The sequence below is a fragment of the Amycolatopsis sp. cmx-11-51 genome (assembly GCF_047608665.1).
In the GTDB taxonomy this organism is placed as follows: domain Bacteria; phylum Actinomycetota; class Actinomycetes; order Mycobacteriales; family Pseudonocardiaceae; genus Amycolatopsis.
Map to the genome: position 1 here is coordinate 54,560 of NZ_JADNQO010000016.1, position 15,651 is coordinate 70,210.

12 protein-coding genes are annotated in these 15,651 nt (G+C 69.4%); 11 read left to right on the forward strand and 1 reads right to left on the reverse strand.

Features of this window, described 5'->3' with window-relative positions; genetic code table 11:
- Window positions 1-112 precede the first annotated feature (112 nt).
- On the forward strand, window positions 113-1,225 hold the full coding sequence (locus ACM6LU_RS33515) for a S8 family serine peptidase (RefSeq protein WP_414941836.1): 1,113 nt from the start codon (window positions 113-115) through the stop codon (window positions 1,223-1,225).
- A gap of 313 nt (window positions 1,226-1,538) precedes the next feature.
- Here ACM6LU_RS33515 and eccCa read toward each other — a convergent pair whose 3' ends face one another.
- On the reverse strand, window positions 1,539-5,510 hold the full coding sequence (eccCa, locus tag ACM6LU_RS33520) for a type VII secretion protein EccCa (RefSeq protein WP_414941838.1): 3,972 nt from the start codon (window positions 5,508-5,510) through the stop codon (window positions 1,539-1,541).
- Window positions 5,511-5,632: 122 nt separating this feature from the next.
- On the opposite strand from eccCa, the gene eccD reads away from it, so the two are divergent.
- From eccD to ACM6LU_RS33570, 10 genes are all read left to right on the forward strand, one after another.
- Entirely contained in the window at window positions 5,633-7,006 is a 1,374-nt protein-coding gene (eccD, locus tag ACM6LU_RS33525) for a type VII secretion integral membrane protein EccD (protein WP_414941839.1), read from the forward strand.
- Between the two features lie 2 nt (window positions 7,007-7,008).
- On the forward strand, window positions 7,009-8,403 hold the full coding sequence (eccB, locus tag ACM6LU_RS33530) for a type VII secretion protein EccB (RefSeq protein ID WP_414941840.1): 1,395 nt from the start codon (window positions 7,009-7,011) through the stop codon (window positions 8,401-8,403).
- A 148-nt stretch (window positions 8,404-8,551) separates the two neighbouring features.
- Window positions 8,552-8,854 carry a WXG100 family type VII secretion target gene (locus ACM6LU_RS33535; protein ID WP_414941904.1) on the forward strand — a complete coding sequence of 101 codons (303 nt, stop codon included), beginning with the start codon at window positions 8,552-8,554 and terminating at the stop codon, window positions 8,852-8,854.
- A gap of 34 nt (window positions 8,855-8,888) precedes the next feature.
- The gene (locus ACM6LU_RS33540; protein ID WP_414941841.1) at window positions 8,889-9,191 is read left to right on the forward strand and encodes a WXG100 family type VII secretion target; all 303 of its coding nucleotides are present in this window, start codon (window positions 8,889-8,891) and stop codon (window positions 9,189-9,191) included.
- A 33-nt stretch (window positions 9,192-9,224) separates the two neighbouring features.
- Window positions 9,225-9,662 carry a hypothetical protein gene (locus ACM6LU_RS33545; protein WP_414941842.1) on the forward strand — a complete coding sequence of 146 codons (438 nt, stop codon included), beginning with the start codon at window positions 9,225-9,227 and terminating at the stop codon, window positions 9,660-9,662.
- 6 nt (window positions 9,663-9,668) lie between these two features.
- Window positions 9,669-11,786, forward strand: coding sequence for a hypothetical protein (locus ACM6LU_RS33550; RefSeq protein ID WP_414941843.1), 2,118 nt, complete (start codon window positions 9,669-9,671; stop codon window positions 11,784-11,786).
- The gene (locus ACM6LU_RS33555; RefSeq protein ID WP_414941844.1) at window positions 11,725-12,135 is read left to right on the forward strand and encodes a YbaB/EbfC family nucleoid-associated protein; all 411 of its coding nucleotides are present in this window, start codon (window positions 11,725-11,727) and stop codon (window positions 12,133-12,135) included. Before ACM6LU_RS33550 ends, ACM6LU_RS33555 begins: the two co-directional genes overlap by 62 nt.
- A gap of 4 nt (window positions 12,136-12,139) precedes the next feature.
- Window positions 12,140-14,092, forward strand: coding sequence for a hypothetical protein (locus tag ACM6LU_RS33560; RefSeq protein WP_414941845.1), 1,953 nt, complete (start codon window positions 12,140-12,142; stop codon window positions 14,090-14,092).
- A 13-nt stretch (window positions 14,093-14,105) separates the two neighbouring features.
- Window positions 14,106-14,423: a hypothetical protein gene (locus tag ACM6LU_RS33565; protein WP_414941846.1), complete on the forward strand. Its 318-nt coding sequence runs from the start codon at window positions 14,106-14,108 to the stop codon at window positions 14,421-14,423.
- 26 nt (window positions 14,424-14,449) lie between these two features.
- Entirely contained in the window at window positions 14,450-15,544 is a 1,095-nt protein-coding gene (locus tag ACM6LU_RS33570; RefSeq protein ID WP_414941847.1) for a hypothetical protein, read from the forward strand.
- Window positions 15,545-15,651: the final 107 nt, after the last annotated feature.

Sequence of the window (15,651 nt, forward strand, 5' to 3'; positions counted from 1 at the left end):
CTGCGGGCTCCACCGTGGACAACGCGGTGGAGGCCCGGCACGGTTCACCTGGCGGGGAAACTGCCGGTCCTTCTTCGTGTTCGGCGCCCGCCCCGCGTGCTGGACTGGGACGATGAGGCGACAGCTGACCGTGGCGTGCGCGACGCTCGCCCTTCTGGCGAACGGTGGCCTCGCGGCCGCGCAGGACAGGGAACTCCCGCAGATCCCGCAGACCCTGCGTGCCGGGCAGCCGTGCACCGCCCCGTCGGGCAAGAAGATCCCTTCCGCGCCGTGGCAGCTTCCGTACCTCGGCGCGGAACGGCTCTGGTCGCTCTCGACCGGTACGGGCGTGACCGTGGCGGTGGTGGACACCGGTGTCGACACGTCGATACTGCCCGCGGACGCCATCGGTGAGGCCGGTACGGACTGTGTCGGGCACGGCACCGTCGTCGCGAGCCTGATCGCCGCGCCCCCGTCGTCCGACGCCGGGGTCTCCGGGCTCGCGCCGGGCGCGCGGGTGCTGTCCGTGCGGGGTACCGACAAATTCGGGGCCGCGACCGCGTCGGGCATCGCCGGCGCGCTCGACGCGGCCGTCGGCGCGGGGGTACGGATCATCTGCGTCGCGACGGCCGTCACGGAGGCGGATCCGGTGTTGCGGCAGGCCGTCGACCGGGCGATCGCCGCGGGTGCGCTGATCGTGGCCGCGGCGGGACGGGACCTCACCACGGCACATGACGTCCCACCCGGCCCGTACTACCCGGCGGCGTTCCCCGGGGTGCTCGCGGTGACCGCCATCGGCCCGGACGGAAAGGCCACGCCGGTTCAGGGAGCCCTCGCCGCACCGGGAAACCTGGTGGTGGGCAGGGGACCCGGCGGTGGCCAGGTCGTCGGCGCGGGCCCCGCGTTCGCCGCCGCGCACGTGGCCGCCGCGGCGGCGCTGATCCGGGCGTACCGGGGCGAGGTGACGGGCGCCGACCTCGCCCGGCGGCTGCGGGACACCGCCTCGCCGCAGGCCGGTGTCACCGTGCTCGACCCGCTAGCGGCCCTGACCTCGGTCGCGACGGCCGACGTCGGCGGGGCGGTGCGCCGCGAGCCGGTGACGTTGGTGCCGCCGCCCGACGTCGCGCCTGTCCGGCAGTCGGCTTTCGCTGTGGTGGCTGGGGTTATGGTGGCGGTGTGCCTGCTGGGGGCGGCGGCCGTGGTGGTGCCGCGGGGGCGGCGGCGAGGGTGGCGCGCCGGTCGTTAGCGGCTTTGGGGACACGCGAGGCGGCGTGTCGCGAAAGCCACTTTCGCGACGCTCAAGGTCTCGAAAGTGGCTTTCGCGACACGTTCCAGGGCGCTTTCGGCGAGCAGAAGCGCACCTCCGGTGGATGTCTCCGATGCCGCATTGGGGACATCGACCTCGAAGCAGTTGCGCGAGAACCGGGCGCACACCAGGGATCACGTCGGCAGTCCGTGCAGGACTCCTGCACGGAGCGCTCGACTCCGGCGGCTGGGCCCGCCGCCGGGTGGCCCTCCCTCGCCGCCGGGGGTGGTCGCGGCGAGGGAGGGCGAGCCGGTCATTTCGTGACGAGTTCCGCTTCGTGGGCCGAGAGCGCGGTCTGCACCACGGTCGTGCCGCGCCGCGTGACGTACTGCGCCCGGCCAGGGGTCAGCACCCGCGGCCGGACCTCGCCGAACACCATGCCTTCCGACAGGGGGCAGGACAGCAGCATCACCGGGGTGTTGACCTCGGTGAGGCGTCGCAGCAGAGGATCGTTGGCGCCGCGGCCGATGCCGTTGGCGCCACGGGCCACGATCAGGTGCAGGCCCAGCGCGTTTCCTTGCGCCAGCGGATCGAACAGTTGCTGGAACAGCGCGTTCGACGACGACGCGACCATGTCGTAGTCGTCGATCACCACGAACACCTGCGGCCCGGTCCACCAGTCGCGCAATCGCAGGCGGGCCGGGGTGATGTCCGGTCCGGGGATCCGGGTCCGCACCGCGCGGGCGACGCCGTCGATCATGTCCCGCACCGAGTCGCCGGACACCGCGTAGCCCAGTCTGTACTCCTGGGGCACGGCGTCGTACAGGCCGCGGCGGTAGTCCACCGTGATGATCCGGGCCTCCTGCGGGTCGTACCTCTGGGTGATCCCGTCGATCACCAGCCGCAGCAGGTTCGTCTTCCCGGACTCCACGTCCCCGACGACCATCAGGTGCGGGTTGTCCTCGAAGTCGTGCCACAGCGGTTCGAGCCGCTGGTCGTCCAGGCCGAGGGCGAGCCGCACGTCCGCGTCCGGCGCGGGCAGTTCGGCCCGGTCCAGTACCACGGGCAGCATCCGGACCGGGGGAGCGGACGGGCCAGGCCAGGCCGCGGCGATCCGGCTCACCAGGGTCTCGACGTGCTCGGCGACGTCGCCCTCCGCGCCGTCGATCGACGGCAGGGAGGTGAGGAAGTGCAGTTCCTTGTCGGTGAGGCCGCGGCCGGGGATCTTCGGGACGGTCGCCGCGGCCCGCATGTTGATCACCGAGTCGACCGGGTCGCCGAGCCGCAGTTCGAGCTGCGTGCCGACCAGGTCGCGCACTGCGCTGATGATCTCGCTCCACCGGCTCGACGCCAGCATCAGGTGGATGCCGTAGTTGAGACCGCGCGAGGCCAGTTCGACGAACGTCGGCAGCAGGTCCATGAAGTCCTGCCGGATGGTGGACCAGCCGTCCACCACCAGGAACACGTCGCCGTGCCGCTGGTCGGCGAACTCGCCCGCCGCCCGTTTGCGCCGGTAGGTGGTCATCGAGTCGATGTCGTGGTCGGTGAAGAACCGTTCCCGGCGCGTCAGCAGCGCGGTGACCTCGCCGATGGTGCGGTGGATGCGCTCGACGTCCAGCCGTCCGGTCACGCCGCCGACGTGCGGAAGTTTCCGCAGGCTCGACAGCGTTCCGCCACCGAAGTCGAGGCAGTAGAACTGGACCTCCGCCGGGGTGTGCGTCAGCGCCAGCGAGGTGATCAGGGTCCGCAGGGCCGTGCTCTTGCCGCTCTGCGGCCCGCCGACGATGGCGACGTGCCCGTCGCTGCCTGCCAGATCGACCAGCAGCGGATCCCTTGTCTGTTCGAACGGCCGGTCCACCAGGCCGATCGGCACGGCCAACGCGCCGACACCGGGCCAGTCCCGCGCGCTGAGGCCGCGGTCGGCGGTCTCCACGAGCGGCGGCAGCAGTTCGTCCAGTGAGCCGGGCGCGTCCAGCGGCGGCAGCCACACTTGGTGCGCGGGGGGACCGCTGTCCCGGAGCCGGTCGACGGCCAGCTCCAGCAGGCTCGGCACCGCACCCTCCGGCTCGGCTTCGGGCACCGGAACCGGCTCGGGCTCCGGATCGCGGCGGGCGGTGAACTTCGAGGTGAACGGCACGATCTGTTGTGCCACCACGGCTTGTTTTACGTTCCGCCGCACCACCCGGTGCGGCCCGGAGACGTACGCCGCCTTGAACCGGTCCAGCGCCGCGGTGCCACTCTTGAGGAAGCCGTTGCCCGGATCGGACGGCAGCTGGTACGCGTCCGGCACGCCCAGCACGCCCCGGCTTTCCATCGCGGAGAAGGTGCGCAGGCCGATCCGGTAGGACAGATGCGATTCCAGCTGGTGGATCCGGCTTTCGTCCAGCCGCTGGGAAGCGAGCAGCAGGTGCACCCCCAGCGAGCGGCCGAGCCTGCCGATCATGATGAACAGGTCCATGAAGTCCCGGTGCGCCGACAGCAGCTCACTGAATTCGTCCACCACCAGGAAGAGCGTGGGCAGGGGAGCCAGCGGTGTCCCGTTCGCGCGGGCCCGTTCGTAGTCCAGTGCCGAGCTGTAGTTGCCCGCCTTGCGCAGAAGTTCCTGGCGCCGCACCAGTTCACCGTTGAGCGCCTCGCGCATCCGGCCGACCAGCGCGGCCTCGTCGGCGAGGTTGGTGATCACCGCGGAGGTGTGCGGCAGACCGTCCAGGCCGAGGAAGGTCGCGCCACCCTTGAAGTCCACGAGGACGAAGTTCAGGATCTCCGAGGAATGCGTGAGGGCGAGCGCCAGCACCAGGGTGCGCAGCAGTTCGGACTTCCCGGAGCCGGTCGCGCCGATCAGCATGCCGTGCGGGCCCATGCCCGACTGGGCGGATTCCTTGATGTCGAGGTCGATCGGCGCACCGGTCGGGCCGACGCCCAGCGGCACCCGTAGCCTGCCGCCCAGCCGTTTCGCCGCCCAGCCCGCCGCGACGTCGTAGGTCTGGATGTCGGTGATGCCCAGCATGGCGGTCAGGTCGAAGTCGGCGTTCATCGGCTCGGCCGATCGCTGCCGCGCGCCGACCCGGTACGGCGCCAGCCGCGTCGCCAGCGCGGTCGCGGTGTGGAGACCGATCCCGTCCGGCCGCCCGAGGTCGCCGGCGACCTCCTTGTTGTGCTGGTCCACCGTGATCAGCTTCAGCGTCCCGCCATCGAGCCGGAACCGCAGTGTCTGCTGATCGTCCTTTTCGGACAGGGCGGAGGAGAGGTCCACGACCGTCGTGTTGCGGTAGCCGTCACCGGCCAGCCGGGAGGTGGGCGGCACGGTGGCGCCGTCGACGAACAGCATCACGCACGGTTCGTGGCTGTCCGGTAGCGCGTCGGGATCGAACCCCGGCCTGATCGCGAACTCGTCGCTGAGCGCGTTCTCCAGCTCCGCGGTCGACTCCACCACGAGCCGGGCCTCGCCCGCGCCGTCGGTCTCACTGGGGTGCAGGTTGTGCGGCAGCCATTTCACCCACTCCCACGCCGCCCGCCGTTCCGGTGAGGCGAGCACGACGATCCGCAGTTCCGCGGGGGAGTGGAAGACGGCGAGGTGGGCGATCATCGACCGCGCGAGTGCCTGGATCGGTTCGGTGTCCTCGCCCTCGGTGCGGATGAGGATCCTGGCGAACGACGGCAGGAACACCGCGACCGGCTGGCCGTCCACGGTGCCGTAGGCATGGATGAACCGGCGCAGCGCGTGCGCGGACAGCGGCTCCAGATCGTCGACGGGTTTGGTGGACAACGGGTTCAACCGCCAGGCGAGGCGCTGCGGGCCCCTGGCGATCCGGATCTCCCCGAAGTCCTCGTCCTGCGCGTCGCGTTCCCACATCCGCGACGTGCCCGGCAGCGACCACAGCGACGTCGGATCGGGGTGCCGCCAGGCGAGGGCTTTCCGCTGGCTCGTGACCACTTCACGGACCTTGCGCCGGGACTGGGCCAGGTAGCGGAGGTAGTCGCGCCGGGCGTCGTTGAGTTTCTGTTTGCGCTCGCCCGCACTGCGGCCGAGCTGCCCGACCAGCATGGCCATCGACGACACCGTCATCAGCCCGGCGGCCAGATAGCTGAACGCGCCGTTCTCGCCCGGCCGGACGAACAGCAGCACGGTCGCCGTCGACGACAGCGCCATCGGCAGGTACATCATGACCGCGCCGGCACTGCGCTGGACTTCGGGCAGCGTCGGCGGTTCCTGGATGCTCAGCTCGCCCTCGGGCATTTCCGGTCCTGGCCGTCGCGGCCCCTTGCGGAAGGTGATTACACTCAAGCCAGGATTCCTTCCCTCTCGGACGCGCTGTGGTGGCGGCTCCACAAGAGGTGACGAAATCCGACCACGCGACGGTTCACTCGTGATGCCGCGCGTCGGTCGCCGAACCGAAGGCGTGTGCCATGGCGACCACTTCAGGACTGTGCAAACTCCGGGTCCGTGCCCCTTCCGCCTGCTTCGAGCTGGCGGTGCCGGTCGACATCCCCCTGATCGATCTGATGCCGACGATCCTCGGTCACGCGGGCCGTGAGCTCGCCGAGGAAGGTGTGGACCACGACGGCTGGACGCTGCAGCGGCTCGGGGATCCACCGCTGGACCAGGAAGCCACCGTCGATTCGCTGAACCTGCGCGACGGCGAGACCGTGCATCTGCGGCCCCGCCGCGAGCAGCTCCCGACCGTCCACTTCGACGACATCATCGACGGGCTGTCCACCGAAGCCCGCGGCCGTCCGGACTCGTGGAGCCCGCAGGCGACGCGATGGACGATGCTCGGCTGTGTCCTGGCGTTCGTCGCCTTCGCGTTCGGGCTGCTGGTGTCCGCCCCGGCGGCATGGCCGACGCTGGTCGCGGCCGCCGCCGCGGCGATCTTCCTGCTGGTCTGCTCGGCCACCGCGGCACGCGCGCTTGGCGACGGGACCGCGGCACTCGCGCTGGCGCTGGCAGCGGTTCCGTTCGTCGGCCTGGCGGGCTCGATCGTCCCCAGCGGACCGGAAGGCACGGTGCTCACCGGCGCGCGGCTGCTGGCCGCCTGCGTGGCGGGCGCGGGAGCGGCCGCGCTCGGACTCGCCGCGGTGGCGGGTGCCGCGCCGGTGTTCGTCTCCGTCGCCACCCTCGGCTTGTTGTGCGCCTCCGGCGGCCTGGTGCTGATGCTCGGCGGCGTGAGCGCCGCCGCTTCGGCGACGATCATCGCGGTGCTCGCCGTGCTGCTCGGCGCGTTCGTGCCGCGGATCGCCTTCCGGCTCGCCGGGCTGCGGCTGCCGGGACTGCCCACCAGCGCCCGTGAACTGCAGGAGGAACTCGAACCGCACGCCGGTGACGAGGTCGTCGGCAAGGGCCGCGTCGCGGACGGCTTCGTGACCGCGTTGTTCACCGCGATCGGTGCCTCCTGCGTCGTCTCGATCGAATTCGTGGTCCGGGACACTTCCTGGCAGGCCACCACGTTCGCCGCCGTGCTCAGCACCTTGCTGCTGGTGCACGGCCGTGCGCTCGGCAGCGTGTGGCAGCGGCTCCCGGTGATCGTGCCGGGGGTCTACGGTGTGCTGCGGCTGCTGCTCGCCACCCAGCAGGACTCGGCGAGCCCGCTGCCGATGGTGGCTGGGGTGTTCCTGCTCGCCGCCGTGCTGATCGTGGCCAGGTGGACGCTGCCCGGCCGCAGGCTGCTGCCGCAGTGGGGCAGGCTCGCGGATCTCGCGGAGACCCTCGCGGCGGTGTCGCTGCTGCCGCTGGCACTGTGGCTGCTCGGCGTCTTCGCCTTCATGCGCGGTCTCGGGGGCTGACCATGAACTCGAAGACCGATCAGGTCCAGGCACACAAGTTCATGCTGGGCAGACTGTCGTCGGCCTTGCTGCGGGTCGATCCGGACGCGCCGGAAAGCCCGCTGAACCGGACGTACCGGGGCAGCGTCATCGGCGTGCTGATCGCCGTCCTCGCCTGCCTCGGCACGCTGGTGTTCGGCCTCATCTCACCGGGCGGGAACAAGTCATGGCGGGTGGAGGGCGCGCTCGTCATCGCGGATTCCTCCGGCGCGCGCTTCCTCTACGCGGGCGGCAAACTGCTGCCGGTGCTGAACTACGCCTCGGCCAAACTGGTCGCGGGCAACCAGCTGGTCGTGAAGCACGTCGCCGAGGCGTCGCTGAAGGACGTGCCCCGCGGTGACCCGCTGGGCATCATCGGCGCGCCCGACTCACCGCCGTCACTCGCGGCCGACCCGTGGGAGGTGTGCGCCGTGACCGGCCGTGACCGGTCCGGGCCGACGTCCCTGCGGGTGGGCGGGGTCACCGCGAATCCCCTCGGCGACGACGCCGCGGTCGTGGCCGTCGCCCCGGACGGGGTGAACTTCCTGCTGTGGCGCGGCAAACGTCATCGCGTGGCGACCGAACGGGGCGCGCTCGACGCGCTGGACGGCGTCCTGCAGCTGGTGAGGGCGCCGGCCGCGCTGCTCGACGCACTTCCCGCCGGACCGGACTTCGGGCCGCCCGCGATCGACGGGCTCGGTACCGCGGTGCCGGGCCTCGGCGCGGTCGGCAGGCTGTACACGGTGGCAGGCGAGCCGGCGCAACCTTACGTACTCACGAAGTCGGGGCTCCGGCCGATCTCGGAACTCGACGCGCGGCTGCTGACGGTCGATCCGGAGGTCCGCCGCCTCGCCTACGACGGCGGGGAAGCCGCGGTGGCGTCGCTGCCCGGCCGGGTGGTCAGCGAACACCTGTCCCCGGCCGAACCACCGCCGCCCCTGAAACCGCCGAAGGCGACCACCCTCCACAGTGGACAAGCACTGTGCGCTCTCGTCACCCCGGACGGCGACACGCCGCGCACCCAGGTCGCGGTCGCCGACCGGCTTTCCGGTGCCGGGCAGCCGCCGTTCGACCAGCCCGGTGTCGCGGCGCCCTGTGCGCGGGTCGACCGGATCGCGGTGCGGCCCGGCTCCGGTGCCCTCGTCAGGGCGACGGCCGCGTCGGGGAGGCCCGGCGACGCGCTCTTCCTCGTGACCGACACCGGCGTGAAGTATCCCGTGCCGCCGGAGGGTGCCAAGGCGCTCTCCCTCGACCCTGCCGGGTCCCGCGGTTTGCCGACGACCCTGCTGAACCTGCTGCCGACCGGGGCCGCGCTGGACCCGTCGGTGCTGCGTGACGGGGGCGCGGTGCTGCCCGCGGCCACCACGTGCGGTTCCTGACCAGAGGAACCGGTGCCGCGACTTCTGCCGGTGGTTCCGCATGGTCTCCCGCGCCCGGTGTTGGTGAGCTTGCCCTGGAGCGTCAGCGACACCACGGGAAGGACGACAACCGATGAGCATGCCGCATTTTCAAAAGACCGACTCGGGCATGAAGGGTGGCCTCACGGCCATCGAGGAATGCGAAAGCGAGTGCAAGAGGATCCACGGAGGCGTGACGTCGGTCCGGGCCGACTTGAAGAACGACTGGCAGGGCGCGGCTTCCCAGACCTTCCTCACCCAGCTCGAGGCGTGGGAAACGGATTACGTCCAGGTTCTCGCGCTGCTCACGGAGATCAAGGAAATGGTCAACGCGAGCGACCAGCAGATGAACACCGCCGAGGACGAGATCAACCTGGTGGCGATGTCGTCGTTCGGCGGCGAAAGCGACCGCGTCCTCAAAGAACTGTCCTGACCGGCGTAATCCCCCGTACCGAGAGGAAACGATCATGACCACCCCTTACGACGGTTTCGCGGTCAGCGGCAACCTTCCGCACCTTGCCGAGCGGATGGTCGGGCTGAGCAAGGCGATCGACAACGCGCTGCTCGATCTGGAGAAGTCCATCAAGCCGATGACCGACACCTGGCTCGGTCAGGGTGCGACGTCCTACACGGAACTGCAGCGCAAGTGGCACGCCACGACCAGCGCCATGGAAGGCCGCTTCAAAAAGGGCCACCAGACGTTGTCCATGTCCTTCGAGAACTACACGCGCACCGACCAGAACATCGGGGCGAAGTTCCAGGGAATCTAGGTCGAGGCCGGTCGCGGGGAAAGGAGAAGGAGCATGGCGGACAGCGGCGACATCAAGATCACCATCAGTTTTCTGAAAGATTTCCAGGACAAGGTCCTGCGGAAGATGGTCGACGATCTGCTGAAGGATCCGAATGTCGCGGAGCTGGCCCAGACCGTGAACAGCGCCGCCGGGAAACGGCGGCTGCTGGCGGGTTCCGAGGCGTGGGAGCCCGCCAGGCTGCTGATCGAGAAGTACGAAGCCCCCACCACCGGGACGGCGCCGACGTTGTACAACCAGGTCGACGCGATCCGGAAACAGCTGATCACTTTGAACGAGAACATCTCGTACGTGGTCGACATCGCGGAGAAGGGCGAGGACGAGAACCTCAAACTGTCCACCGAGCTGAACATGAGCCAGCTCGGCGAGATCTTCACGACCACTTCCGCTCCGCCGCCCCCCGGTGGTAACAACGGTGGCACGGGGAGCTGAGCCGCGATGACTTCCGGACTTCCAGGGGGATCGAAGACGCCGTGGGAGGACGTCCTCAACTACTTCACCGGCAGCGGCCCGACGGGTGAGCTGGCGAAGATGCCCCTTCGCGAGACCATCCTGAACGTCCAGTGGCTCAAGTGGGATGTCTGGTCCTCCACCCGGCACTATCACGGCTACAAACCCAAAGGGTGGGACTACACCGTCAACAGCTACTCGACCACGAGAGAGTTCTGGGCGGCGGCCAGCGCGAACTACGAGGCGTTCGGGCCGGTGATGACCGCGTACTACGGCGGCCTGGACGACATCCTCGACTCCATGAACGGCTACTACAACACCAACCCGGTGGCGCAGCCGTCCACGTTCACCAAGGCGTTCAACGCGCTGAACGGTACGAAGTCCCTTCTCGCCGGGATGTCCACCGGTTTGGGTGGCTGGCGGGACAAGGTCGGGAAGAAGGGCGACGACTTCCAGGGCACCGGCGCCGGCGCGTTCCGGGACGTCCTGGACGGGCTTGTCTTCCGGTGCGACAACCTCGTGAGCCAGTTGGGAACGCGGCCTGACGACCTCAAGACAAAAACTCCCGAGGACAATCTCGACACGAAGGATGTCAACGAAGCCGCCGTTGGTCTTCGATGGGCTTTCGACCGGCTTCACCAGGGTTATGCCGAATGGATGTCGCCTCTCTCGGTCCCTTGCCCCACCGCGAAGTTCGACAGCATCACTGTGCCGGGCAACCAGCTGGCCTGGCCGGGTGGCTGCCTGACCGCGATTTGGAACAGCCCGAAATTCACGGCGGATCTGAAAAGCAACAGGTCCACCGACAGTTACTGGGGTTTCGAAGAACGCTACCCGAAAAGCGACCTGCTCGGGGCGGACGCCAGAAGTCCCGCCTTCTGGGAAGGGATCATGGAGGCGGCGAAAGGTCTTTGGACCGACCACATCGAGCGCACGTTGGACGTCGCCGCCAACGCCGTGCTCAAAGACCTTCCCCCGAACTACAGCGCGTTGGGTCTTCTGCTGCCGCAGATCCGGGAGCCAAGGCGGCTCAATCTCCATAAACCGCCGCCGACCACGCCTCCGCCTCCTCCGGGGTCGCAGACCCCGCCTCCGCCGCCGGGGTCGAAGGACGGGCCGCCGAAGCCGCCGCCCGGGCCCAAGGACGGACCGCCGAAGATCCCCGACCCCACCAAGGGTGACAAGGACACCAAGGGGCCAAACGGACCCAACGGGCCCAAGGTGCCGGTTCCGCCGCCGGTGGACAAGAACAACCCCTTGTTCCCGAACCCGAACAACCCGGACAAGCCGCCGCCCGTCGGCCCGAAGCCGGATGACCGGCTGAAGGTGCCGTCGGGGTCGACGATCAGGCCGGACGGCGTCGTGCTCGGCCCGGACAAAAAACCGTTGCTCGATCCGTTCGGGCGGCAGGTCGTCGTGCCGCCGGGTTCCCGGATCGGCCCCAACGGCGACATCATCGGCCCGAAGGGCGACAAGCTCACTGAGAAGGACCGGCTGGCCCGGCCGGATCCAATCAAGAAGGACGGCACTCAGCAGAACGACCTCGATCAGTACCTGAAGTCGTTACGCGGCAACAACGCCCCGTCGATTCCGACGTTGCTGCCCGGGACGCACTCGCCGGTCTCGCTTTCGTCCGGCGGACCGCTGGGTGTCCACAGTGGATTTTCGGGGTCCGCGCCGCATCCGGGGTCGATCGGTTCGGCCGGTGACGGCAAGCCCGAGACGACCACGTCGCCGCCAGGGAAGCCGGTGACGACCGAGGGCGGTCCGTCGCTGGTCAAGAACCAGCAGAGCGGCGGCGCGCCACAGAACGGGATGGGCGGCGTGCCGTTCTACCCGCCCACCGCGGGCGGGGCAGGAGCAGGAGGGGGCGCGGACCAGAACAAGGGCGAACGCGACCGGACGACGTGGCTCGCCGAAGACGAGGAGACCTGGGGTACCGATCCGAAGCTCCCGCCGTCGGTGCTGGGTGCCCGCAAACGCGGCAGGCGGCTCGCGGGACGGGGTGCCGGTGGCCCGAACAACTACGGACAGGGAGGAAACGATGGCCGACTGGCTGGAGGAGCAACTTCACCAGGCTATGGCCACGCTGAAGGATCAGCGTGACCGGATCGAGTCGGCGAAGGCCGAACTCGCGTCGCGGACGACTTCCGCGACCTCCGCGGATCATCTGGTCACGGTGACCGTGGACGCGCAGAACACCGTGGTGGGCATGAAGTTCCACACGACGAAGTACCGCTCCATGCCGCCGGAGCAACTGGCGAGGACGCTGCTCGACGTGCTCGGCCGCGCCCGGCGGGAGATGGCGGACACGGTGGTCGAGGTGTTCGGTCCGCTCATGGATCAGCGTGACGACCTCCGTGCGGCCATGACGGGCACCACCGAGGTCGACAAGGCGTTCTCGGCGCTCTGGAACGAGGCGCCTTCGGACGTTTTCGGCAGGCGAGGGGACTGATCCCGTGATCCTGGGCGGGCCGGACTCGCGGACGTGGAAGTGGGAGCAGGCGCTCAACATCTTCTCCTCGGAACCCAACTTTCCCATCGTGCCCTCGCGGGCGGACATCATCAAGAAGACCTGGCTTTCTTGGGGCACCCACACGCATATCCGCGGCCCGAGCAACAAGGTGCCGACGAACCTGATCCACGCCGAGATCATGACGGCCTACACGTCGTACTACGCCACCGCCGACGCGACCCCGGAAATGACCGAACTGGCGGCGACGTATTCGGCCAACATCGACAAGATCGTGAACTCCTTGCGCGACGATTCGAACGACATCGCCAAGCGGTCCACGTTCGAGCGGGCGGCGAACACGCTGGGCGGAACGGCGAACCTGCTGTTCGAGCAGTTGTATCCGCTGCAGACCTGGCGGGACAAGACCGGGCACCGCGGTGACGACTTCCAAGGCACCGGCGCGGCGGCGTTCTGGACGGTGCTGGACAGGCTCACTCACCGCTGCACCAACCTGATCGAGCAGATGAGCCGCGAACGCGCGTCCTGGGTCGCGCTGCGGGACGCGATGCAGCTGATGGAACACGTCGCCGGGTTCCTTCACGACGGACGCGAAATCTGGGCGGGAGACAACTCCTTCACCTACGACACCGGGCTGGGTTTCCCGGTCACGGGAACCGGACAGGAGCTGTCCACCCCCATCGGTGTGGTCCGCGCGATCTGGCAGGCACCCGCACTGGTCAAGGACGTCAACAGCCACAAGGCCCACAGCTACTACGCGGACGCGGTGGGGGACAACACGCCGGCGAGCAAGCTCCTCGGCGGCAAGTTCAGCGAGACCGGACCCCGGGAGAAGCTGGAACTGGCGGCGAAGCGGGTCTGGGGCGAGCATCTCGTCCTGGTGGACAGTTGGGGCGCCGGCGCGGTCGGCTTGCTGGAGGCGACCTACTGGACGGCCAGGCAGTACCTACCGGAAATCCGGACACCGGTCTATCTGAACCTTTCCGGTGGCACCGGTGACGGCGGCACCGGCGGGGGTGGCCAGGGGGACAGCGGGCCCGGTCCCAACGGGGGCGACGGCCCGGCCAAGGACGAAGGACCGGTCGTCACCGAGAAATCCTCGGCACCGCCCCCACCTCCGCCACCGTTCATCAAGACCGGTCCTCCCGTTCCCGGCGGGCCGAACACCTCGATCGGCGGGCCGGACCCGTTCCTGAAGGTGCCGACCGGTTCGTACGTCGGCCCGGACGGCGTCGTCATCGGCCCCAACGGCAAGCCCGTGCTGGGCCCTGACGGCAGGCCGATCATCGTCCCGCCGGGCTCGCGGGTGAGCGGGAACGGCGAGATCATCGGCCCGAGGGGCGCCGGGAACCTCGGACAGAAAGACCGGCTGCGCAAGCCTTATCCGGCGCCGGGGGGCGTCCGGATCGGGAGCAACGGGGAGTCGGCGCTGGAACGGCACCTCAAGTCGTTGCGGCGCACGCCTCCTCCGCAGTTGCCGCCGCTGCGCGCACCGGACTCCCTGCCGATCACGATGTCGAGGTACGACCCGCAGGCGAACTTCCACAGTGGACCGGGATCGCTCGGCGGCGGCAGGGGCGGTGTGTCGCCGGAAGTGTCTTCGCCAGGCGGGAAAACGGCGGCTCCGCCCACCACGGGGCAGGGGCAGCTCGGTAATCCCAAGGGCGCTTCGGGCAACGGCGTGCCGTTCTACCCGCCGATGGCCGGTGGCCCCGGCGGTGCGGGGCAAGGGAAGAGCGAACGCGACCGGACGACGTGGCTCGCCGAGGACGAGAAGACCTGGGGCACCGATCCGGCGGTCGCGCCCGCCGTACTGGGCAGACGCGGTCGACGGTCGCGGGCGCCCGTCCAGCAGAGCATGAACCCGGAACACGACTACACGTTCGGGCTCGGCCAGAAACCCGCTGCCGGCCATGGCACGGGCACCACCACCGGATGAGGACGGGGAGACCATGGCGAACTTCAGTGCGGATCCGAGGGCCATGGAGGTCATTTCCGAGGGATACCAGTCGATCGCGGCGAAGATGTACCGGATCTGCGAACTCGGCCAGGATCGCATCGATCTGCTGCTCGAAGCCTGCGGCGACGACGAGATGGGTGAGGAGATCAAAGAGAATCTCCATGCCCCGGCGGCGAAGATCGAGGGTGCCTTCACCTCGATCAGCACGGTCGTCGAGAACCAGACCAACGTGACGAAGGGCATGGCGGCACAGCTCGCCGCGGCGGAGAGCGCGAACATCGCGAACGTCCACAAAGGTCTCAAGCGCTAGTCAACGACCAAGGAAGCGGGAACACCATGCCCACGGAGGCAGATCAGTCCACGGGTGTCGCGGTCGCCGCGGCGGAAGCGACACCCGCCGTCACGGAAGCGAAGGCGGACACCGAAACCACGTCGTCCGCCACCGAGACCGTCGCCGCGGGCGCGGTTCCCCCGGTCGTGGACGCGAGCACCGCGGCCGAAGGGTCGACGCCGGGCCGGATGCCCAAACCGGTGATCGTCGCGGCGGCGGTCGCCGGTGTCGTGCTGGTCGCCCTGCCGATGGCCTTCGGCGGGCTGCTGGGCGACGACAATCCCGGCGAAGGATCGAAAGACGCCGGATACGCGCAGGATCTCCCGCCGGGCGGCGGGTTCGTGCCAGGCTTGGCGGCTCCGCCGACGGACAACTCCGGTGGCTTGCCGGGAAGTCAACCCGGTGCACAGCCCGGTCAAGCACTCCCGGGGCAGCCGGTCGACGGTGTCCCCGCCGGACAGGCGGGCGCACCAGCCGAAGCGGGGACACCGGCCGTCCCCGGTGTCCCGGCGGGCGGTGGCGGGCCGGGACCGGTGCGACAGCCGCAGAACCAGCCTCAGGGCCCGCCCGCTCCGCCTGCCGCGGCCAAGACAATGTCCTACGAGGGCACGGCGGGCAAGGGATGCGGTGGTGGCACCGGATTCACCGGCGTCGGGGCCTACAGCGACGGCAAGGCGGGCTGGGTGAACCACGGAAACGGCGGCTGCGGCACGTCGTTCGCGTCCGTCCCCATGTCCGGCGACGCGAACAAGGACGACCCCGGCGCGTACGGGTTGTGGACGTTCAACACCGGCCCGGTGACCACCGGAACATGCACTGTCACGGTGTTCATCCCGAACGGCGACCTCACCGCCGTCGGTGGCAGTCCGTCGGTCTACCGCGTCTACGACCGGTTCGCGGTGGAGAAGGGCACCCCGGTCGGGACGTTCCAGGTCGACCAGATCGCGAACCGCGGCAGGTGGGTAAATGTCGGCACGTTCCGGATCAACGGCGCCAAGCTGGCCGTCCAGCTGCTCAACCGGGGCCGGGACTGGTCGGGTTCGAAGAAGACTTACGCGCATCACGCGGCGGCGGCGGTGAAGGCCAAGTGCCAGGCGTGACGCTCGCTTGAAGTACAGGAAGGACTCCTTCCCTGCTTTGCAAGTCAGGGTCTCGGCGAAGTCGAGGTCTTGCAGGTCAGGCAACTATTCGTCGCGGGCTCGCACCG